This window comes from Pseudoalteromonas sp. SG45-5, assembly GCF_014164085.1.
Lineage (GTDB): Bacteria > Pseudomonadota > Gammaproteobacteria > Enterobacterales > Alteromonadaceae > Pseudoalteromonas > Pseudoalteromonas aliena.
On sequence record NZ_JACJEM010000021.1, the window covers coordinates 1 to 22,119 of the forward strand.

Here is a 22,119-nt window from a genome sequence, read left to right on the forward strand (position 1 = left end):
AGATAAAATGACAGAAATGTCATTATTTAAACGTTTACAGCTAAGCGTTTCACCCTGTTCATTAATGATAGCAATAACACTATTATTTGAATGCAAGTCAATTCCACCATATAGTTTCATACTAAGCTCCTCGAGATACTGTTTATGTTTTGGTCAACACAACTGTATCGAAAAACTCAAGGAGCTTTCTATATGATTATCAAATCTTGACTTCATATATCAAAGGTCTAGATTTGTAGTTTATTGCTGTGTGGTCAATACAATTTACCTTTCTTAAATAATATTTTTCCCTTGCTCAGGATCGCGTGATTGATCGGCTTGCTCTCTAATTTCGTCGGTATCACTGCTTACATCATTAAGTGTTTGGGTTTGCTCATGTGTTTCGGTTTTTTTGGTTTCACTATGCGATTGTGGCTGCTCTGAACTATCAAGTTCAGTATTTGGTGTATTTAGTAAAATTCGTTCGCGGGCATCATCAGGCATACTAATATTCTGTTTTGTAAACTCATTAACTAATTCGCGCATTAGTTGGGAGCTGACTTTTAGTGGACTGTGCTGCTCTCCATTAACCCAAAAATACAAAATAAAGTTAATGGTTGATGAGCCTAAGTTTTTTATTAGTACTTGCGCAGGTGGATCGCTCAGTACTGCAGCTTGTTGATTGGCAATATCTAGGGCGAGAGTTTGTGTACTGCGTATATCGTTATCGTAACCAATACCTATTTCTACTTTTCCGCGCATTTTGGGATTGGCGGTCAGGTTTTTAATGGTATTTTTGTACACTGTCGCATTAGGTATTTGAATATGGTTACCATCGTAATCAACGAGTGTTGTTGCACGCGCCGTTACTTTTTTAACAATACCTAATCGGCCATCTACTTCTATCACATCATCAATTTTAAAAGGGCGTTGCACGCTTAAAAGTAAACTGGCGATAAAGTTTTCAGCTATGTCTCTAAAGGCAAAGCCTAAAATCAGGCCGATTAATCCAGTGCCACTCATTATCGCCACCGCAAATTCGGTAAGCCCTGCTAAGCGTAAAAATAAGTACAGGCCTAATAAAATAATCAGGGTGCTAATACCACGCCTAGCCACTAGCACAACCAGTTTACTGTCGGTTATAAAATTAATGGGTTTTATAAGTAATCGCGACAGTGGCCCCGCAATTAAATAGCTTATAACGAGTAAAATAACACCTAATAGCAAAGTGGGTAATAATTGCGCTGCGGTGTGAAGTAATTGCATACCTTGGTCATAAAAAAACGGCCACGATAGTGTGCTTACTTTAATTGCTTCTGCCGCAGGTAGCGTATTAGTGAGTGTTATGTTGCTTGGTAAAATGCTGTGCATGGCTGCCTGTCTATGTTTGAGTCCTTTATAAACTACATAGTAGCAAGTTTAATACCAATCACTATTTTGTTTTGGCAAGTATTTTGCTGTATCAATGTATTACAAATACAGGAGCTTAGGATGAGTGAGGCTAAACGGGGTCAACAAGCAAAGCAACCAGCGCACATTCCTATTTTGGGGTGGTGGGATATTGCAAAGCGTATCTTTAAAAAAACAAGCCAAGATAATTTATCGTTGGTAGCTGCTGGTGTGGCTTTTTATGCCTTGCTGGCAATTTTTCCTGCTATTGCGGCTGTAGTGTCGGTTTATGCTTATTTTGCATCACCCACTGATATTAGCGAGCATTTAAGCCAATTTGTTACTTTGCTACCCCAAAGCACACGAGAGCTTATTTTATCGCAGGTATCTAATCTTGCAAAAAGCTCTCACACAAGCTTGAGCTTAAGTGCTTTGGGGACATTAGTATTAACGATTTGGAGTAGTTCAAAGGGGAGCCAAGCATTAATTACTGCGTGTAATATTAGTTATCACGAATACGAAAAGCGATCTTTTTTTAAAGCATTGTTAATGCGATTTATTTTTTCGGTTGGGGCGATTGTTGTCGCCATTTTTGCACTTGTGATCATAGGTATTTTACCTATTGTCCTTAATTTAGTGGGCTTAAAAGAGAGTATTGATTTATTAATTAAGCTTATTTCTTGGCCATTACTTGCATTTACATTTAACTTTGCATTGGTGTTGTTATACCGCTATGCACCGCATCGTAAGGCGGCTAAGTGGCGTTGGATCACGATGGGGTCGTCTATTGCAACCGTGCTTTGGATTGCAGCCTCCATTGGCTTTTCATTTTATGTGTCGCGCTTTGCGAGTTATAACGAAACCTATGGCTCTTTAGGTGGTGTAGTGATTATGCTTATGTGGTTGTATATCAGTGCATATATTGTCACGCTAGGTGCGGTTATAAATGCGGCAACAGAGCAGCAAACGGCGAAGGATAGCACCGTGGGGCCTGCTAAAAAGCGAGGCGAGAGAGGCGCATATGTTGCCGATAATTTAGATGTTTAAAGAAAATTACTTTAACTTTAAGCTGGTTACTTAGGTTTTGTTAATAATTATTTTTAGCTGTTCTTTAAATTCTTGTGCTGCGGGCCCAAGTCTGTCGGTGTCGTGACACGTTAAATATAAGCGTAAAGCGCGGGTTGCGCCTTGCGCTAAATTAAGTGCTTTTAATGTTTTATTATCAATAAGGTAAGATATATGTGTTATTGGTAGCCACGCAAAGCCTAAGTTTTGACTCACCATATCAATAGCGTCGCGTAAATGGCTCACAGTCCAGTGCATATCTAAATCTAAGCATTTTGTGCCACTACAATCTTCGTTGTAGCGGGTGTGAGTTATTAAATCGCGCACTATGATTTGTCGATGTGATTTTAAATCGTGAAAGCTTAATTGTTCAGGATGCTGATGCAAAACATGTTATTTATGAGCTACGGCAATAAATTCTATATCGCACAGCCTATCGCAGCTAATATCAAATGTAGGAATAGATGAAATAGCTAAATCAACAACGGCATTGTTTAAAAGCTCATTCGTTCTAGTAGGTACGTTTTCGATTAAATCGATTTTTAGTAATGGGTAAAGTTCACTAGTTTTAACAAGAGCTTGATATAAAACAGCTTGGGGGAGTGCTTCATCAACGGCTATTTTTAAGGTGTTTTCTATGCCTTTGCTGAGCGAAGTGGCAATCGACTCTATGTTACTTGCTTCTTGTATTAAAAATTCAGCCCTGCGTAAAATAAGCTTACCGCTGTCGGTTAAAAATGCTTTTCGGCCCCTCACCTCAAGTAACTTTATTTGCAGAGCCGCTTCTAACTTTTGCACAGCATGATGTACTGTTGATTGGCTTTTATGCACTGCGGCACTTGCACCTGCAAATCCGCCATACTCAACAACGGCTTTAAACATTCTCCATTGCTCTAACGTTGCTTTTGCCATGTTTCAATCCTATTACTGCTTTTATCGATTGAGTAACTTGACCGTATAGAGCCTGCTTTTATTGCACTTGTGGCGTTATTTAATCTGAACTGTGCTTTAGATAGAAATAATCATCTTTTTATCTGCTAAAAGTGCCATAAAGCGACTTTTATTTAGTGGCTTGGAGAATAAGTACCCTTGTCCGTAATCACATCCTGCAGCGAGCAGTAATTGCATTTGTAATTCTGTTTCAATACCTTCAGCAATAACCTTTAATCCCAATTGGTGCGCCATTACGATAATAGCTTCACAAAGGGCAAGCTCTTGGCTTCCTTGCGTAATATTATCAACAAAACGTTTATCTATTTTAAGGTAGTCGGTGTCCATTTCTTGTAAATAAGCAAGTGAAGAATAACCAGTGCCAAAATCATCCAGCGCTAATTGCATACCCGACTGAACCAAGGTTTTAAGACGTGTTTGTGTTAACTCTTCGGGATTAACCATCAAACCTTCTGTGATTTCGGCCACAATAGAAGAAGCAGGAAGTTTTGCTGCTTTTAACATGTTAGGCCAATCATCTATGCCGCTATCAAGTGTAGAAAGCTGCACTGGCGACACGTTAATGCTTATTTGAAATTCACTACTGGTTAATTTTTTAATGTCATTGAGTGTTTCTAAGGCTTGGCCAAACACAAACTGACCAAGTGCGTTTATTTGCCTAGTTTCTTCAGCTAGCGGAATAAATGAAATAGGGCTTATTAAGCCTTTTTCTGGATGTTGCCAACGAATTAATCCTTCGGCTTTGTGGATGTGTAAGTCACTTAAATTAACAATAGGTTGGTAAAATAGCTCGAATTGTTTGAGTTCTATTGCGCTTCGTAAATCTTTTAATAATTGCATACGTGCTTGAGCTTGTTCGCGCATATCCGCAGAGAAAAATTCAAAGCCATTTCGGCCATTATTTTTTGCTTTATACATCGCCTGATCGGCGGCTTTTAATAATTGCTCAGTATTTTCACCATCCGAAGGTGCGCAAGCAATACCTATACTTGCACTGATAAATAACTCTTCTTTTTCGACATTTAATACTGTTGATAGACTAAGTAAAATATTACTCGCAATTTGGTTTATATGGCGATTACTTTTAATTTTATTAAATACAATAACAAACTCATCGCCACCAATTCTTGCTACAAACTCTGCATTTTTTGCAGATTGCACTATGCGTTTCGACACTTGCTTAAGTAAGTGATCGCCGTAATGATGGCCCAATGTGTCGTTAACGTCTTTAAAATGATCGATATCTAACAGCATAACAACAAGTTGATTATCTTCGCTGGTTAAATCTGAAAAACGTTGATTTAAACGCTCTTTTAATTCTAAACGATTGGGTAAGTCGGTAAGGTGATCAAAATGTGCTTGTCGCCAAATTGTGTTATTCGCTTTAATTTTTTCTGTTAAGTCAGTAAAAATAGCGACACGACGAATAGGCGTGTGGTTACCGTCGTATACGGTATCGATTAATAACCATTCAGTATAAAGTTCGCCATTTTTTCTACGGTTTATAACTTCGCCTTGCCAACGGCCGGTGGCTTGAAGTTCTGACCACATTTTTTGATAAAATTCTTTTGGATGTTTACCGGATGATAAAATATGCGTTGTTTTACCAATAACTTCTTCTTTACTGTATAACGTGGCTTTACAAAATGCAGGATTAACATCATAAATTATGCCATCAGCGTCAGTTATTGCCATGCCTTCACTGCTGTTACTGTAAACCAATGACGCTAAATGCAATGCTTTTTCATCTTGTTTTTTCTGACTAATATCTCGCAGCACGAGTATGTATTCGTTTTCTTTGTTAAGAGCATTAATACGCGCTTCGAAAAAGTAATCATCAGTACCTTCATCGAGTTTAAATTCAAGAGTCACTTGTTTTTTTGATTTGGATAAATAAGACAAAAGTAACTGTGTATTCGCTTTTGGTAATAAGCACGATAAGTTCATTGGCGCGGTTGATTTTGTAAGTAATAGTGGGCTTATATGGCCACCAACATTGAGCAGCTCTCCATCACTATTTAATTTCAGGTAACCGTCAGGCAAGGCATTTAGCAAGCTGGTGAGTTCATCGTGTTTGTTTTTTAATCTTGCTTCTGTTGTTAATCGAGTTGCAGCCATAACCTCAAAGCGTTTATATAAAGCATATAACTCAGGGCTGTTAGGCTTTGCGTTACTGTCGGGCATGCTGCCACTGGCTAGCTGAGCAGTGGCTTTTGACAAATCTTTAAGAGGGTTGAATATACTTGATTTAATTACTCTTCGCGCTAAAAAAGTTAACAGGGTGATGGCAGCTAGGAAAGCCAAAATGGTCTTTATAAAGTTAAGGTTAACTTGATCTATAAAGTCATCAATAGGAAGCGTTATATAAATATCTAAATTATTGTTATTTATGTCTTTATATAAAACAGAACGATGAAATATTTGGTTAACCCCATTTTTATCTTTAAATACGGCATTTAATTTATCATCGTGGAGTAAGTTTTCGTTAGTAATCTTTTTACCTAGCTGATTTAGTGAATTAGGGTAATTAGCAAGAATTAACCCATTTGAATCAGCAATAACCGCATTTGCTCCATCTGGAAAGCTGGCTTGATTTAATTCAAGACTCCACCAATTTAGCGCAATAACGGTAACAAGTGCACCGATAAGCTGACCATTCTCATCGATAATTGGGTAAGAGAAATTAACGCTTTGTGCTTGAATGCTTCTATCGTATTGAAAATATCCGATTGAAAAACTTTTCTTTGAAATAGCGTTTTTAAAGTACGGGCGGTCGCTTATATTAATATTTTTACTGTATCCGTTGGTAACGCACTTTACATCCCCGTTTTTGTCGACAATACCTATATTGGCCACATTAGTATAAAGCGCTTTAATATCAGTAAAATAAGCTGGGCAAGTGGTTGGAAGAGCTTGATGATTTGAAACTTTTTTAGCTAAAAATAAAGTTAGTTTTTTAACATCACTGACCATCTGTTTTTGATGGTGGGTTAAATGCTTTGCTATGTTAATTACTTTTTCTTCACTTTTTTCTATTGCAGCATCACGCTCAATACACAGCGTAAATAGCGTTACAGCAGCGCCCGGTATGCTAAGCAAAATTAATAATCGATAGAGCTGGCTTTTAAGTGATGAAGTAAAAATAATCTGTTCCCTGCAATTTGTTTCCCTGAGAGATTATTGTAGTCAAAAAAAGAAAAAATAACCATGCTAAATATAGGGTTTTGAAAAAAAATTGTTTATTTTTAATTGCTTACCCTCTTTAGTGAGGGTTTTATAAACGTAAAGTATTATCCTTAATATGTAAATAGCAACTATGCTGGATTTTAATTCTAAAAAGTTGAATTGTAACTCAGCTTAACGGTGGAACTGTTTTTACAAATGTTAGTCACGCCAGCGCTTTTTATTATAGCGCTGCACAGATCACTTCTTGCAAATTTGGTGATCAATGTTTTTAGTGTCACTGAATTTGCGCAGTATATGAAAAAGTTGCGTAATGGGCTTTACGAGTACTTGTACGAGGGATTAAAAAACACACTTACTTAAGCGAGTTGAATTAAAAAGTGGTTTTATTATAGTGATAAATTCATTATTTGCTGGGCATGTTAGGAATTTATACTAAAAGGTGATGGAAGCAGTCATTGGTTTTGTCATGTCGAGTGACATTGTAGTTTTAAATGTACAATCTTGTTTAGCAAGGAGCACTTAACTATCTTTGATCAGATCGCGGCAAAGTTAATTGGCTTTAAGCTAATAACCTTACGAGCCAACCGTATTTTCTTACTAAGCTTGTTTCGCTTTTGCCTACTTGTACGGCGGCACCAGCTAAAAAGGCACTGGTTATACCTACCTTAGTTGCAGCTAGACGCTTTAATCTGTATTGAAATGCCGCATGGTTCTGGCGTTTTAATTCATTTTGCATATCCATCTTTTCACTTAAAGCTTGAACGTTCTTGTTCGGTTCTTTAATTAAATAATTAACTAACATATTAATTTCCTTACAAACTAAATAGCTGCTTTAAGCTTTTAAATGTTTTACTAAAGCCAATTTTATTGCTCAGATAAACGGTGTTTTTCCAAAGCCATACTAAACATGCTATTTGCAGCAAAGTCGCTGTTGCAATACCAAGCCATACCGATCCAAATAGATCGAACATAGCAAACCCAACAGCACCTAAAATCCCCGCCCACAACAAAACCAAACCACTGGCAAAGCATCCTAAAAATATCGTGATCAATGCAAGTGATCTAAGCGATAACCGCCATTCAGCTTTGGCAAGCTGATGGGTGATCTCTCCTTGAGTCTGGTAATCATCCTTGAGCTGCTTTGAATATGTTAAAAGCTTTGCAACATGATCTTGCCAATCATCCTTTTGGCACGGTTGCTCAGTAGTTTGGTTTCGTTCATTACCATCCTTGGCTGCGATTGTTTGTGGGTTATTCATAACAGGTTACTTACGACGGAATAATGATGTAATTAACATGCCCGCAGCAAAAGCAATACCTGCTGTTGCTAATGGATTTTCAGCAGCAAAAGCACGTGTTTTAGCTGTGCACTCGCTTAGTTTTTCGCGTGCTAAAAGTTGCTTTTCACTGAGTGCTTCAGCTGAACTAGAAGCGCCTTTGCGAACATTGCTTTCAGCTGTTGCCGCTTTGCTAGAAAGCGCATCTACCGCATCATGTGCAGCTGATGCCGCTTTTTCTGTAAGAGGCGCTTCTGTATTTGATGATTTAACGTCGGGCTTAATATCTGAAGTTGTGTTTGCTTTCGTACTTGTTGCAGTAGCCATAATCAATCCTTAATAAGTTAAAGTATTTAAATAGTGATTTAGATAATGCAATGATTAAACCAAACTTTAAATTTATTTAAAGTTATTGAATTTTAAGGTTTTTAATTTTTATGAGTGTTTTTCTATATTTTTTATTAAAAATAAACAGTAACTCTTACTCCCCATTTGAGTAAATTTTACAAAGCAATACAAAAGGATTAAATAAACAGTGAATATTCACTGTTTATTCAGTAAGTGTAGTTTGTCAAAAGTAGGTTACTTAAAGCCAATAAAGTTTTTTTTATACGATGACTCCACTTTTTTCCACACAATTCAATCGCTTTGCTTGAACCCTTATTTTTTCTAGCTTTGAGACTTGTTAAAGCGAGTCAGCTTACTTGACAAAAAGCCTTGTCAAGCCCTAAACTGGAGCACTGTGGAGAAAAGTGGTTTTTAGTGGATCAAATTGGATCAAAGTGATTTATAGTTGCTTTAAATAACTCAAAGTAGGCTTTTTTATGTTTCGTGGCGCAAGTTCACTGAGTTTGGATGACAAGGGGCGTTTTGCGGTACCAACCAAGTACCGAGAACCTTTATTGTCTGAAGATCAGGGAACGGTTATTTGTACCGTCGCATTAAATGAGCCGTGTTTATGGTTATACCCACTGGCTGAGTGGCTCGAAATAGAAAGTCGCTTAGCAAAAATTTCGAATATGAACCCACGAGCCCGTCGCATGCAGCGTATGTTGCTCGGGAACGCCACTGAGTATCAACTCGATAAAAATGGTCGAATTTTGTTAGCGCCTTCATTGCGTGCACATGCAGAGCTTGGCAAAAAAATCATGCTAGTTGGTTTGATGAATAAATTTGAAATTTGGGATGAAGCGCGTTGGCACGAACAAATGCGCCAAGATACTGAGCTTGAAAGGCTTGGTGATTTTGAGCCCAACTTAGATTTAGATAATTTCACACTCTGATAGCACAAAAAAAGGCAAACAATAGCTAATGACAGCGCAATTTGAACATGTATCCGTTTTGATGGATGAGACTATCGATGCCCTTGCAATTAAGCCAGACGGTATATACATGGATGGTACATTTGGACGTGGCGGTCATTCAGGGCAAATATTAGCTCGCCTTGGTGATGAAGGTCGTTTGCAAGCAATCGATCAAGATCCACAAGCAATACAGTCTGCTGAAAAGTTTGCAGATGACTCTCGTTTTGCAATTGCTCATAGTCGCTTTTCAAAACTTTACGAAGTAGCAGAGCAAAACGATCTCATTGGTAAAGTCGATGGCATTTTATTGGATATAGGTGTGTCGTCGCCACAACTTGATGACGCTGAGCGTGGTTTTAGTTTTATGAAAGACGGCCCGCTTGATATGCGAATGGACCCTACAACTGGGCGAAGTGCAGCACAGTGGTTAGCTGAGGCTGAATTAGATGATATTACCCATGTAATTAAAAAACTGGGTGAAGAAAAGTTTGGTAAACGTATTGCTCATAAAATTCTTGAGATCAGAGAGCACACGCCAATTACTACAACTAAACAGCTTGCTGATTTAGTTGATGAAGCAGTGCCGGTAAAAGATAAGTTTAAGCACCCCGCGACCCGTACTTTTCAAGCAATTCGTATTTACATAAATAGCGAACTAGAAGAAATTCAAACTGCGCTGCAGTCTGCTGTTAACGTGCTTAAACCTGGTGGGCGTTTAGTGGTTATTTCGTTTCATTCACTAGAAGACCGTATTGTTAAACAGTTTATTAGAAAACAGAGTAGGGGAGAAGTGTTACCCAGAGGTCTGCCTTTAACTGACGCTCAAATAAATAAAAATCTGACGTTAAAAGCAGTGGGTAAGGCTATTAAGCCAAGTGCTGCAGAAGTTCAGCGAAATCCACGCTCTCGTAGTTCAGTACTTAGGATTGCACAGAGATTGGGATGAGTAAAAAAGCGAATCATCGTCAACCACCCAACTTATTTTTTGAAATAGTTAAAGGTCTGGGAGCGAATGCGCTTACCTCGGCTTTGTTGGTTGTGATATTCGCTTCTTGTTTTACTGTTGTACAAATAACCCACTTTTCACGTGGTGAGCTAATTAAACAAGATATGCTATTGCAAGAGCGTGATGAGCTTGACTTGGAGTGGCGTTACTTACTGGTTGAAGAAGAGTTTTATTCGCAGCATGCGCGTATTGAAGAAGTTGCTATATCGCAGTTAAAAATGAAACGGCCGACAAGCCAAGACGAACAGGTAATAATATTACAATGAGAACGCGAGGGAAAAAACCAGCAAATAACTTAATTACATGGCGCTTCATGCTAGTGTGCGTTGTTGTGTTTATGGTGTTTGTAACCTTGGTATCTCGCGCCGCTTATTTACAAGTCATTGAACCTGATAAAGCGCGTTCTGAAAGTGACAAACGCACCGTACGTGTTGAAAAACTACATGTGCAGCGCGGAATGATTTTTGACCGCAATGGCAAAGAACTCGCTGTAAGCGTACCGGTAGTTAGTGTTTATGCTGATCCTAAGGCACTTCATAAATCACTCGTCGCTAAAGTTGTTAAACAAGCGCGTAAAAGTGGTGAAGATCAACAATCACTAATAGATAATACCGCAGAGCTTAATAAGCGCACCGCACTATATTACAAAAACGATATGCGTTGGCGTGAACTCGCTGATGTTTTACGTATTGACCCAAAAAAAATAAACACTCGACTTTTAGATGATCCGACTCGTCGATTTGTTTACCTCAAGCGCCAAGTTACTCCTGCCGTTGCTAATTACATTGGCGATTTACGCCTTCCTGGCATTCATTTATTAGATGAATCTAAACGTTACTATCCTGCGGGAGAGGTTAGCGCGCATGTTATTGGTTTTACCAATATTGACGGGAAAGGGATTGAAGGCATTGAAAAACTTTACGAAAACGCATTAACAGGTGAAGAAGGCCGCCGTACTATTCGTAAAGATGCACAGGGGCGCGAAGTTGAAGTATTGGATGAACGCGAACGCGTAGAGCCAGATAGCATTGCGCTTAGTATTGATCAACGTATTCAAGGTATTGCTTATAAAGCAGTAAAATCAGCAGTATTAACTTATAAAGCAACGTCGGGCTCGGCGATGGTAGTTGATGTCAAAACCGGTGAAGTACTGGCAATGGTAAATAGTCCTTCATTTAACCCAAATAATCTAACTGACGCTGCTCCACATAAACGCCGCAACCGCGCAATTACCGATTTGTTTGAACCAGGCTCAACCGTTAAGCCTCTAGCCATTTTGGCTGGGCTAGACTACGGCGCAATTCAGGCTGATGATAAAGTTAATACGTATCCGGGTTGGATGCGTTTGGGAGGGAGTTTAGTTAAAGATACTCGCAACCATGGCGAAATGACATTACGTGAGATTTTAAAATACTCTTCAAATATGGGGGTGGCTAAAATCACGCAACTAGTGCCTAAAGACTACCTAGTGGGTTTATATGAAAAAGTAGGATTTGGTAGTGATACTGGCACTGGCATGGTGGGTGAAAGTAGTGGTTTATTTTATCCAAATCGTCGTTGGTCAGATTTTGAGATTGCCACTTTATCGTTTGGCTATGCCATTTCAGTAAGTACTGCGCAAATGGCGCGTTTTTATACCATGTTGGGTGCCGGTGGCGTTAATCGGCCATTGACGATTTTAAAGCAAGATAATATTCCAGAAGGTGATCGTGTTTTTAAACAAAAAGACGTAGAAGCCGTCGTTCACATGATGGAAAGTGTGTTTGAAGACGGTGGTACTGCGCACAAAATTAAGGTTGATGGTTACCGTGCTGCTGGCAAAACGGGGACTTCTAAAAAAGCCGTTGCAGGTGGGTATGGTGATGAATATGTAGGTTATTTTGCTGGTATTGCACCTGCAAGTGATCCGCGTTTGGCTGTGGTAGTTATGATTAATGAACCAGGTGGTGATGTGTACTATGGAGGTGCTATTGCTGGCCCTGCATTTGCAGAAATCATCTCTAACGCATTAAGAATATTGAACGTTGCACCAGACAAGGACGAGGTTGCGTACGTAAAAGGTAAAGATAACGATGCGTGATTTAAAGGAAATTTTAAAATACATAGATATTGATGCGCCTTCGCAGTTGGTAAAACACTTACGCATTGATAGTCGTGAGGTAACGGCTGGTGATGTATTTGTTGCTATTAAAGGCCATACACTTGATGGCGGACAATTTATTGCTAAAGCAATAGAAAATGGCGCAGCAGCTATTATTGCTGACAGATTATGTGAATTTGAAATAGGCTTTGAACCACTGTACTTGGTGTCGGAGCTTGATAAAAAACTTCCAGAACTAGCAAGCCGTTTTTATGAACAGCCTAGTCAATCACTTGATTTGATAGGCGTAACAGGTACAAATGGTAAATCGACCACCACAGCAATGATTGCCCACTTAGCGCAATTTTGTAGTACTGAGTCCGCTATTATAGGTACTTTAGGTTATGGTCATCCTGATAACTTAATTCCACTGATAAATACCACGCCTTCAACAGTTGATTTACAGCATATTTTGAGCGATTTAAATTTGCAGCATAAAAAGCTGGTGGCAATGGAAGTATCGTCTCATGGGCTGGTACAGCAGCGTGTTGCACGGTGCCATTTTAAAGCGGCTGTGTTTACGAACCTCTCGCGGGATCACTTAGATTACCATGGTGATATGGCAAGTTATGGTGATGCGAAATTAATGCTATTTCGTGATTTCGAACCACAGGTTGTAGTGTTAAATCAAGATGATTTTCAAGCAGATCAATGGCTTGAAAAATACGATTTTAATAATCTTATTTGTTATGGCCGTAAAAACTTAATCCCAAAAAATGCTCAGTACGTTTATTTTTCTGATATTGAATATTCAAGTGCAGGTATTTCGGCGCAGTTATCTACTAGCTGGGGCGATACAGTAATAAAATCACCGCTGTTTGGCGAATTCAACTTATATAACTTAACGGCAGCGCTCGCTACATTACTAGGGCTTGGTTATCCGCTTAAGCAATTAGTTGCAGGTTGTGCGCAGTTACAACCAGTGGCGGGTCGAATGCAAGCATTTAGTCAAGCTGGTATGCCAACGTGTGTGGTTGATTACGCACACACACCGGATGCGCTTGCGCTTGCTTTACAAGCATTACAACAGCATGTCCCTGGTGGTGTGAGTTGTGTATTTGGCTGTGGTGGTGATAGAGATAAAGGTAAACGAGCACTCATGGCGCAAGCCGCAGAGCAAAACGCGGATAAAGTTATTATTACCAGTGATAACCCTCGCTCAGAAGATCCCAATGCAATTATTGCCGATGTGGCAGCAGGCTTAACTGACCCAAGAAAGGCGTATTTAGAGGCCGATAGAGCAACAGCCATCAGCTATGCAATAAATAATGCCAAAGCGGATGAGGTGATATTGGTTGCAGGTAAAGGCCACGAAGATTATCAAATTATAGGTGATGAGCGCATCGATTTTTGCGATCGCCGCTATGTACAAGAACAACTAAAAAAAGTAGTAAGAGGGATAAAACAATGATCCCAATGGATTTTAATTGGTTAGCTAATGTGCTAACAACCGATTATCAAGGTGATAATCTAAATGTGTTAAACATAAACACCGATACTCGCACAGTGTGTGAGGGGGAAGTGTTTTTAGCACTCAAGGGGCCTAATTTTGACGGTCACAAATTTATAGCCGAGGCTAAACAGAAGGGCGCTATTGGCGTTATTGTTCAGCACAAAGTTGATGTAGATATTGCGCAATTTATAGTGAGTGATACACGTATTGCACTGGGCGTCATTGGCACTGCGGTTATGGCGCAAGTGGCACCTAAAACAATTGCTATTACAGGCAGTGTGGGTAAAACCACGGTAAAAGAAATGTGCGCCGCTATTTTGTCGGTTCACGGTGATGTATTAGCCACTAAAGGTAATTTTAACAACGATATTGGTGTGCCACTGACGCTATTGCGTTTAGAGCCACAGCACCGCTTTGCAGTTATTGAATTGGGCGCAAATCACTTAGGCGAAATAGCCTATACCACAGCAATGACAAAACCTGATGTCGCTGTTGTGTGTAATGTTGCCGCAGCACATTTAGAAGGCTTTGGTAGCTTAATGGGCGTTGCAAAAGCGAAAGGTGAGATTTTTGATGGCCTCAAAGATAATGGGGTTGCCATTGTTAATTGCGATAGTGAATTTAGTCAGTACTGGTTAGACAAGCTCAAAAATAAAAATGTTAAGTGCTTATCAACGACCGAAAAACTCGATATTTGGGCAGAAGACATTTCACTTGATAAAAATGCGCGTGCAAGCTTTACGCTTTGTACTAAAAGTAAAAAACTACCCGTTACTTTAGCACTGCCAGGTAAGCACAATGTGGGTAATGCGCTTATTGCAGCAGCACTTACCAGCGAGTTTAATGTAAGCCTTGAAGAAATAGCCAATGCACTTGCCACAATGAATGATGTAAAAGGGCGCGTTAATTTAATTGAAGTATCTGATTTACTCACTGTAGTGGATGACACTTACAACGCTAACGTTAAGTCGGTAAAAGCAGCCATTGATTTATTAAGCGACATGCAAGGTCACCGAATTTTAGCGTTAGGGGATATGGGTGAGCTTGGCGAAGATGCACGAAAGTATCACCAAAAAGTCGGTGAATACGCTCAACAACAAGGCATCGATGAGTTATTTACGTTAGGGGTATTGAGTAAATGCGCGAGCGATGTGTTTGAGCTACCTAACCGTCATTTTTCGAATCGTGAGCAAATGCTGCAACAAATTCAAACAAGTATTAATAAAGTGAATAAAAAAACAACAATAGTCGTGAAAGGATCGCGCAGTTCTCGCATGGAATTATTAGTAACCGATTTAGTTAATGGCCAGCAACAAGCCATCAATGGAGTATCATAATGTTAGTTTGGCTGGCTGAGTATTTAACACAGTATTTTAGTGGTTTTCATGTTTTTTCGTATTTAACACTACGCGCCATTTTAGGTATTTTAACGGCACTAACTATGTCTCTTTATTTAGGGCCTAAGTTAATTCGTGGTTTGCAACGCATGCAAATAGGTCAAACAGTTCGAGACGATGGTCCACAATCGCATTTATCTAAATCAGGTACGCCGACTATGGGTGGCTTGCTTATTTTAGCGGCTATTTTTACCAGTACACTCCTTTGGGCTGATTTATCAAATAAATATGTATGGGCAACACTGTTTGTAATTGGCTCGTTAGGTATTGTTGGCTTTGTTGATGATTACCGTAAAGTTATTCGTAAAGATCCAAAAGGTCTAATTGCTAAGTGGAAGTACTTTTGGCAATCGGTCATTGCATTAGTTGTGGCGACTGCCTTGTACTTTACAAGTACACAGGCATCAGAAACCTCACTTGTTGTACCATTTTTTAAAGATGTGCTGCCACAACTTGGTTTATTTTATATTGTGATTACTTATTTTGCTTTGGTAGGCACCTCAAATGCGGTAAACCTCACCGATGGACTTGATGGCTTAGCCATTGTACCCACTATTTTAGTGGCTTCAGCGTTGGCTATTATTGCTTATTTAACGGGTAATATTAATTTTTCGGCTTACTTACATATCCCGCATTTGCCGTTGGCGAGTGAACTTGTTGTTGTATGTACCGCCATTGTGGGCGCAGGGCTTGGCTTTTTATGGTTTAACACTTACCCAGCACAAGTATTTATGGGCGATGTTGGCTCATTAGCACTTGGTGGCGCATTAGGTATTATTGCAGTGTTAGTTCGCCAAGAGTTACTACTTATTATTATGGGTGGTGTGTTTGTTATGGAGGCGTTGTCGGTAATATTACAAGTTGGCTCGTATAAATTACGTGGGCAACGTATTTTTAGAATGGCGCCAATTCATCATCATTATGAATTAAAAGGCTGGCCAGAGCCGCGTGTTATTGTGCGCTTTTGGATTATTTCTATTGTGCTAGTACTCGCTGGCCTTGCGACATTAAAGATTCGATAAATGCAGTATTTAAACGAGATAAAAAACAAACAAATAACAGTGCTCGGACTCGGTATAACCGGTCTGGGCATTGTGCGTTTTTTATTATCTCACGGTATTGCACCTAAGGTAGTTGATAGCAGAGCAAACCCACCGGGAATTGATTGGCTCAAAGAGTATGCACCAACACTAACTACCCACTTTGGTGATTTAGATAACGCAGCACTTTGCTCAAGCAATATGATTATTGTGAGCCCCGGCCTTAGTTTAAAAATACCGGCAATTGCACTGGCAATTAGCAATGACGTTGAAGTTATTGGGGATGTAGAGTTATTTGCGCGTATTAACACAAAACCGGTTGTTGCAGTAACGGGCTCTAATGGTAAATCAACCGTGGTGACACTTGCCTATGAAGTACTAAAAGAAGCCGGCTATAAAGTTGCATTAGGTGGAAATATTGGCACGGCGGTACTTGATTTACTTGATGATGAGTTTGATGTGTATGTATTGGAGCTATCAAGTTTTCAACTAGATACTACCAAAAGTTTAAAGCCTATAAGCGCAACTGTATTAAATGTATCTGAGGATCACCTAGATCGTTACGATAGCTATCAAGCTTATATAGATTCAAAACGCAGTATTTATAATTGTGCAGAGCTTATTGTAGTCAATGCCGACGATAGTCAAACACATCCTATTGAGCGTAGTACAACCCCCCAAATTAGCTTTGGTGCTCAACAAGGTGATTTTTATTTAGCGCAGTACAATAACGAAACTCATTTTATGCTTAAAGGCGATGCCTTTTTACCTGTGAGTACGCTAGCTGTGGTAGGTAAGCATAATTATTTAAATGCACTAGCAGTTATGGCGCTTTTAAGTCCTTTTGAAGTAAGCAAAAAGCAATATAAAAACGCGTTAGGTCAATTCAATGGGTTGGCTCATCGCTGCCAATTTGTAGCTGAGCTTAACGGTGTAAAGTATTTTAACGATTCAAAGGCGACCAATGTTGGAGCCACTATAGCTGCAATAGATAGTTTAGCTAGTGACGGTGAGAATCTTATTGTTATTGCTGGTGGCGATGCCAAAGGCGCTGATTTAAATGCGCTTAAACCTTACATAGAACAGCATGTAAAAGCATTAATTTGTTTTGGTAAAGATGCAAGTGACTTAGCTGCGATTACCAATAAGAGCTATTTAACAAACAATATGGAAGAAGCCGTTGCTTTGGCCAAAGTACTTAGTAGCGCAGGCAATATTGTTTTATTAGCACCTGCGTGCGCCAGTATAGATATGTATAACAATTATATGCAGCGTGGTGATGACTTTGTTCAGTGCGTTCTGGCAGATCAAATATGATTGCTTTTGCTGATATAAAAGACGCATTAACGCCCAAGCCTTCAGGGCAGTTGTACGACGTGCCGCTATTATACTGTGTAATAATGCTTATTGGTGTTGGTTTTATAATGGTTACTAGTGCGTCAATGCCTACCGCAGAGCGATTATTTAACGATCCCTACCATATAACTATTCGCCACAGCATGTTTTTAGCGATGGCCCTTGTACTTTTTTGGATAACTGTTTGCGTACCAATGGATTGGTGGAAACGTTCAAATCCTTATCTGTTGATACTGGGCATGGTGTTATTAATTGCTGTATTGATAATTGGACGTGAAGTAAACGGTGCAAAAAGATGGATACCCATTGGTCCCGTAGGCTTTCAGGTCGCAGAGGCTGCTAAATTATATTTCTTTAGTTATATAGCAGGCTATTTAGTAAGAAAGCGCGAAGAAGTACAAGAAAATATAAAAGGCTTTGCAAAGCCCATTGCTGTATTTGCTGTATATGCGCTGCTTATTTTACTGCAACCAGATTTGGGCACCGTAGTGGTAATGTTTGTAACAACCGTTGGTTTGTTGTTTTTAGCCGGTGCGAAGTTATGGCAATTTTTTGTATTGATTTTAACGGGGATTGGTCTCGTAGTTTTACTGATTATTGTTGAACCATATCGTATGGCTCGAGTTGTTGGTTTTTTAGATCCTTGGGATGATCCGTTTGGCAAAGGTTATCAATTAGTGCAGTCACTAATGGCTTATAGCCAAGGCGGTTGGTTTGGTCAAGGGCTAGGTAATAGCGTACAAAAACTGCAATATTTACCAGAAGCACACAATGACTTTATTTTTGCTGTAATAGGCGAAGAACTTGGTTTATTAGGCGTTGTAAGTATTTTAATGGTACTCGGTACCTTAGTATTTAGAGCCTTATTAATTGGCCAGCAAGCACTAAGGTGCGGTAAAGAATATGAAGGTTACTTTTCGTTTGCTATTGGTATTTGGTTTGCATTTCAAACCATGGTTAATGTAGGCGCGAGTGCTGGTATTTTACCAACAAAAGGCTTAACACTGCCGTTTATTTCTTATGGTGGTTCAAGTTTACTAATAATGACGATAGCCACGGGTATTTTATTACGCGTAGATTTTGAAACTAAGATGGCAACCAAGCAAGCCACCTCTCGCGGAGGTAAGCGATGAGCAAACGATTAGTAGTAGTGGCTGGTGGAACGGGCGGTCATATTTTTCCTGGCATTGCGGTAGCTGACTATTTAAAGCAGCAAGGTTGGCAAGTTAGCTGGATAGGCACACCAGATAGAATGGAAGCGCATGTTGTACCAAAGCATAATATAGACATTGACTTTATTAATGTAAAAGGCGTGCGTGGTAATGGATTAAAACGCCTTATAAAAGCCCCATTTATGGTGCTTAACGCAATACTGCAAGCGCGTAACGTTTTAAAAAAACAGCGTCCTGATGTCGTACTCGCTATGGGGGGGTATGTGACGGGTCCAACGGGAATTGCTGCTAAAAGTTTAGGTATCCCATTGGTGATCCATGAACAAAATGCCGTTGCAGGAATGAGTAATAAATGGCTCGCTAAATTTGCAGATCGTGTATTAGCTGCTTTTCCAAGTGCTTTTGCGCATGGTACTGCTGAGCTTGTTGGTAATCCGGTACGTCAAAGCGTTATTGACATACCTAAGCGCGAAATATCAAACCCTATCAATATTTTAGTAGTAGGTGGTTCGCTTGGTGCACAAGTGCTCAATCAAACATTGCCTGAAGCATTTAAAATGTTGAGTAATGCCACCGCAATAAGTGTATGGCACCAAACGGGTAAAGGGCATCTAGGTAGTGTAGAAGACGCTTATAAATTACATACTTTTGATGATAATAAAATAAAGATAGCTGAGTTTATTGATGATATGGATGCAGCGTATGCTTGGGCTGATATTGTTATTTGCCGAGCGGGCGCATTAACTGTTAGCGAAATTGCAGCCGCAGGGAAAATGGCTGTTTTTGTTCCGTTTCCACATGCCGTAGACGACCATCAAACCGCGAATGCGCAATACTTAGTTATGGTAAATGGGGCATTGTTAATGCCACAAGGGCAGTTTAACAAGCAATCAATAGTTGAACTTTTAAGCCCCTATTTAGCCAAGCCAATATTAATTAAACAAATGGCAGCAAATGCTCATAAACAAGCCATTTTAGATGCCACAGAATGCGTTGCAATGCACTGTGAGCAAGCAACAAATAAGAGAGTGTAAGTGAAAGAAACATCAGTACAAGAAAAACACACACGACCTGCAATGCGTCGAATTGAAACAATACACTTTATCGGTATTGGTGGTGCGGGTATGGGCGGTATTGCTGAAGTACTCGCTTTTGAAGGTTACCGTATTACAGGCTCAGATATTGCGCATAGTGCAATGACAGACCGTTTAATTAAAGCGGGCGCGGAAGTCTTTATTGGGCATCACGAAAACAACGTAAAAGATGCCAACGTAGTGGTCGTTTCAAGTGCAATTGACGAAACAAACCCTGAAATAATTGCAGCAAAAGCAGCAAGAGTTCCGGTTGTGCGCCGTGCAGAAATGTTAGCTGAGTTAATGCGTTTTCGCCACGGTATAGCGATTGCGGGAACGCATGGGAAAACGACCACAACGAGCTTAATTGCGAGTATTTACGGGCAAGCAGGGCTAGATCCAACGTTTATTATTGGTGGTTTACTCAATAGCGCCGGAAGTAACGCGAAAGTAGGTAAAAGCGATTTTTTAATAGCAGAAGCAGATGAAAGTGATGCATCGTTTTTACATTTACAACCTATGGTTTCAGTGATCACTAATATTGAAGAAGATCACATGGAAACGTATGGCGGTAGCCTTGAAAAAATGAAAGACACGTATGTGGATTTTATTCATAATTTACCGTTCTATGGCTTAGCTGTTGTGTGTATTGATTCGGAAGTAGCTGCTGAGCTCATCCCGCGTTTTGGCCGCCCTGTTATTACGTATGGCGAATCAAGTGATGCAGATTATCGGATGGGCAATTTTAGCCAATCGGCTAATACTTGTGAGTTTACCGTGACTAATAAGCAAGGTGAGAGCTTAACGGTAAAGTTAAACATGCCAGGTAAGCATAATGCACTTAATGCCACCGCAGCAATTGCTGTAGCAAAAGATCAAAATATTGCGAATCACGCAATTTTAGAAGCCCTACAAAAATTTGAAGGGATTGGTCGACGTTTTCAACACTATGGTGAATTTGAAAATGAACGCGGTAGTGTGATGCTCGTTGATGATTACGGACACCACCCATCAGAAGTTGCTGCCACAATTGCAGCTGCACGTGAAGGCTGGCCAGATAAACGCTTAGTCATGGTTTATCAACCACATCGCTTTACCCGTACACGCGACTTGTACGAAGATTTTGTTAAAGTGCTTGCTGACGTCGATCAACTATTACTGCTTGACGTGTATAGCGCCGGTGAGGAACCCATTTTAGGTGCCGATAGTAAAAGCTTATGCCGCAGCTTACGCCAACGTGGTAAAGAGCCATTGCATGTAGCTTCAAGTGGAGAGCTTGCTGGTATGCTGGCCGAGTGCTTACAAAATAACGATTTAGTATTAACCCAAGGTGCAGGTAATATAGGGCAATTAGTAAAAACCTTAGCTGCAACGGGCATGTCGATAGAAAAACTTAAACAAGGTGAAGTATGACTCAGGTAAATGCACAGTTTGGTAAAGTAGCGGTATTGCTAGGTGGAAACTCAGCAGAGCGTGAAGTGTCATTAAAATCTGGTCAAGCCGTTTTAAATGCACTGCAAAACAGTGGTGTTGATGCAATTGCATTTGATCCGCAAACTCGTTCATTATGGGAGTTAAAAGAACTAAACATAGAACGTGTTTTTATTGCGCTACATGGTCGAGGTGGTGAAGACGGTACTGTGCAAGGTGCGCTTGAATTTATGAACTTGCCTTACACGGGGAGTAATGTACTCGGTTCAGCACTTGCTATGGATAAAGTGCGCTGTAAGCATTTATTTAAGTCGGCCGGATTAAGTACGGCACCTTATACCGTTGTTGATGCTAAAAAAGGCTTCGATGCATCTTCAATAATGAATAAATTTAAAAAGGTAATGGTTAAGCCATCGCATGAGGGCTCAAGCATCGGTATGGCACAAGCAAGTACAGTACAAGAGCTTGAAAAAGCGCTGGCAAATGCATTTAAATTTGATAGCCAAGTGCTTGTCGAGCAATGGATTACTGGACGCGAGTTCACCGTGACGATATTGGGTGATGAAGTACAGCCAGTAATTGAAATGACGACCCCTAACGGGTTTTATGATTACCAAGCTAAGTATCAGTCAAGTTCAACGCAGTATCATTGCCCTGCAGATTTATCAGAGCAAGATACTAAGTACTTACAAGCTATATCGTTAGATGCGTTTGATTTAGTGGGTGCAAGTGGGTGGGGTCGTGTTGATGCAATGCAAGACGAGCAAGGGCATTTTTACCTACTAGAGGTAAATACAGTCCCAGGTATGACCGAAAAATCGCTAGTACCAATGGCAGCAAAAGCAAATGGGGCAAGTTTTGAGCAATTAGTTGTTCGCATTTTGGAGCAAACGCTTTAAT

Annotated in this window: 18 protein-coding genes and 1 pseudogene; 13 read left to right on the plus strand and 6 right to left on the minus strand. The window is 39.9% G+C overall.

Translation table 11 applies throughout. The features are described from left to right. Positions 1-273: 273 nt before the first annotated feature. Positions 274-1,350: a mechanosensitive ion channel family protein gene (locus H5119_RS08590; protein WP_182701920.1), complete on the minus strand. Its 1,077-nt coding sequence runs from the start codon at positions 1,348-1,350 to the stop codon at positions 274-276. A 120-nt stretch (positions 1,351-1,470) separates the two neighbouring features. Here H5119_RS08590 and H5119_RS08595 point away from each other — a divergent pair, with 120 nt between their 5' ends. After that, positions 1,471-2,415, plus strand: coding sequence for a YihY/virulence factor BrkB family protein (locus H5119_RS08595; RefSeq protein WP_182701921.1), 945 nt, complete (start codon positions 1,471-1,473; stop codon positions 2,413-2,415). A gap of 30 nt (positions 2,416-2,445) precedes the next feature. Here the strand turns inward: H5119_RS08595 and H5119_RS08600 are convergent. From H5119_RS08600 to H5119_RS08620, 5 genes and pseudogenes are all read right to left on the minus strand, one after another. After that, a pseudogene (locus H5119_RS08600) lies at positions 2,446-3,345 on the minus strand (LysR family transcriptional regulator). Between the two features lie 96 nt (positions 3,346-3,441). Further along, complete coding sequence (locus tag H5119_RS08605) at positions 3,442-6,486, minus strand: EAL domain-containing protein (protein ID WP_182701961.1); 3,045 nt, start codon at positions 6,484-6,486, stop codon at positions 3,442-3,444. A 643-nt stretch (positions 6,487-7,129) separates the two neighbouring features. After that, positions 7,130-7,372: a hypothetical protein gene (locus tag H5119_RS08610; RefSeq protein ID WP_182701922.1), complete on the minus strand. Its 243-nt coding sequence runs from the start codon at positions 7,370-7,372 to the stop codon at positions 7,130-7,132. Between the two features lie 10 nt (positions 7,373-7,382). Beyond that, a complete protein-coding gene (locus H5119_RS08615) occupies positions 7,383-7,829 on the minus strand; it encodes a hypothetical protein (protein ID WP_182701923.1) in 447 nt (148 codons plus the stop codon). Positions 7,830-7,835: 6 nt separating this feature from the next. Beyond that, entirely contained in the window at positions 7,836-8,174 is a 339-nt protein-coding gene (locus H5119_RS08620) for a DUF883 domain-containing protein (RefSeq protein WP_182701924.1), read from the minus strand. Positions 8,175-8,671: 497 nt separating this feature from the next. Between H5119_RS08620 and mraZ the strand changes: the two genes are divergently transcribed. The 12 genes from mraZ to H5119_RS08680 are packed head-to-tail and all read left to right on the plus strand — an operon-like array spanning position 8,672 to position 22,118. Then, a complete protein-coding gene (gene mraZ, locus H5119_RS08625; RefSeq protein ID WP_077535981.1) occupies positions 8,672-9,130 on the plus strand; it encodes a division/cell wall cluster transcriptional repressor MraZ in 459 nt (152 codons plus the stop codon). A gap of 28 nt (positions 9,131-9,158) precedes the next feature. Continuing rightward, the gene (gene rsmH / locus H5119_RS08630) at positions 9,159-10,097 is read left to right on the plus strand and encodes a 16S rRNA (cytosine(1402)-N(4))-methyltransferase RsmH (RefSeq protein WP_077535980.1); all 939 of its coding nucleotides are present in this window, start codon (positions 9,159-9,161) and stop codon (positions 10,095-10,097) included. Beyond that, positions 10,094-10,423 carry a cell division protein FtsL gene (gene ftsL / locus H5119_RS08635; protein WP_182701925.1) on the plus strand — a complete coding sequence of 110 codons (330 nt, stop codon included), beginning with the start codon at positions 10,094-10,096 and terminating at the stop codon, positions 10,421-10,423. The genes rsmH and ftsL overlap by 4 nt, the downstream gene beginning before the upstream one ends. After that, on the plus strand, positions 10,420-12,237 hold the full coding sequence (locus H5119_RS08640) for a penicillin-binding transpeptidase domain-containing protein (protein WP_182701926.1): 1,818 nt from the start codon (positions 10,420-10,422) through the stop codon (positions 12,235-12,237). The genes ftsL and H5119_RS08640 overlap by 4 nt, the downstream gene beginning before the upstream one ends. Continuing rightward, positions 12,230-13,708, plus strand: coding sequence for a UDP-N-acetylmuramoyl-L-alanyl-D-glutamate--2,6-diaminopimelate ligase (gene murE, locus H5119_RS08645; RefSeq protein WP_182701927.1), 1,479 nt, complete (start codon positions 12,230-12,232; stop codon positions 13,706-13,708). Before H5119_RS08640 ends, murE begins: the two co-directional genes overlap by 8 nt. Further along, positions 13,705-15,087, plus strand: a complete 1,383-nt coding sequence (murF, locus tag H5119_RS08650; RefSeq protein WP_182701928.1) for a UDP-N-acetylmuramoyl-tripeptide--D-alanyl-D-alanine ligase — start codon at positions 13,705-13,707, stop codon at positions 15,085-15,087. The genes murE and murF overlap by 4 nt, the downstream gene beginning before the upstream one ends. Further along, complete coding sequence (gene mraY / locus H5119_RS08655; protein WP_077535975.1) at positions 15,087-16,169, plus strand: phospho-N-acetylmuramoyl-pentapeptide-transferase; 1,083 nt, start codon at positions 15,087-15,089, stop codon at positions 16,167-16,169. The genes murF and mraY overlap by 1 nt, the downstream gene beginning before the upstream one ends. After that, positions 16,170-17,504: a UDP-N-acetylmuramoyl-L-alanine--D-glutamate ligase gene (gene murD, locus H5119_RS08660; RefSeq protein WP_182701929.1), complete on the plus strand. Its 1,335-nt coding sequence runs from the start codon at positions 16,170-16,172 to the stop codon at positions 17,502-17,504. After that, positions 17,501-18,676 (plus strand): cell division protein FtsW, encoded by a 1,176-nt coding sequence (ftsW, locus tag H5119_RS08665; RefSeq protein WP_077535973.1) that lies wholly within the window; start codon positions 17,501-17,503, stop codon positions 18,674-18,676. Before murD ends, ftsW begins: the two co-directional genes overlap by 4 nt. Beyond that, positions 18,673-19,749 carry an undecaprenyldiphospho-muramoylpentapeptide beta-N-acetylglucosaminyltransferase gene (gene murG / locus H5119_RS08670; protein WP_182701930.1) on the plus strand — a complete coding sequence of 359 codons (1,077 nt, stop codon included), beginning with the start codon at positions 18,673-18,675 and terminating at the stop codon, positions 19,747-19,749. Before ftsW ends, murG begins: the two co-directional genes overlap by 4 nt. Further along, positions 19,750-21,201, plus strand: coding sequence for a UDP-N-acetylmuramate--L-alanine ligase (gene murC / locus H5119_RS08675; protein WP_182701931.1), 1,452 nt, complete (start codon positions 19,750-19,752; stop codon positions 21,199-21,201). Then, on the plus strand, positions 21,198-22,118 hold the full coding sequence (locus H5119_RS08680; protein ID WP_182701932.1) for a D-alanine--D-alanine ligase: 921 nt from the start codon (positions 21,198-21,200) through the stop codon (positions 22,116-22,118). Before murC ends, H5119_RS08680 begins: the two co-directional genes overlap by 4 nt. The last annotated feature ends 1 nt before the right edge of the window (position 22,119 follow it).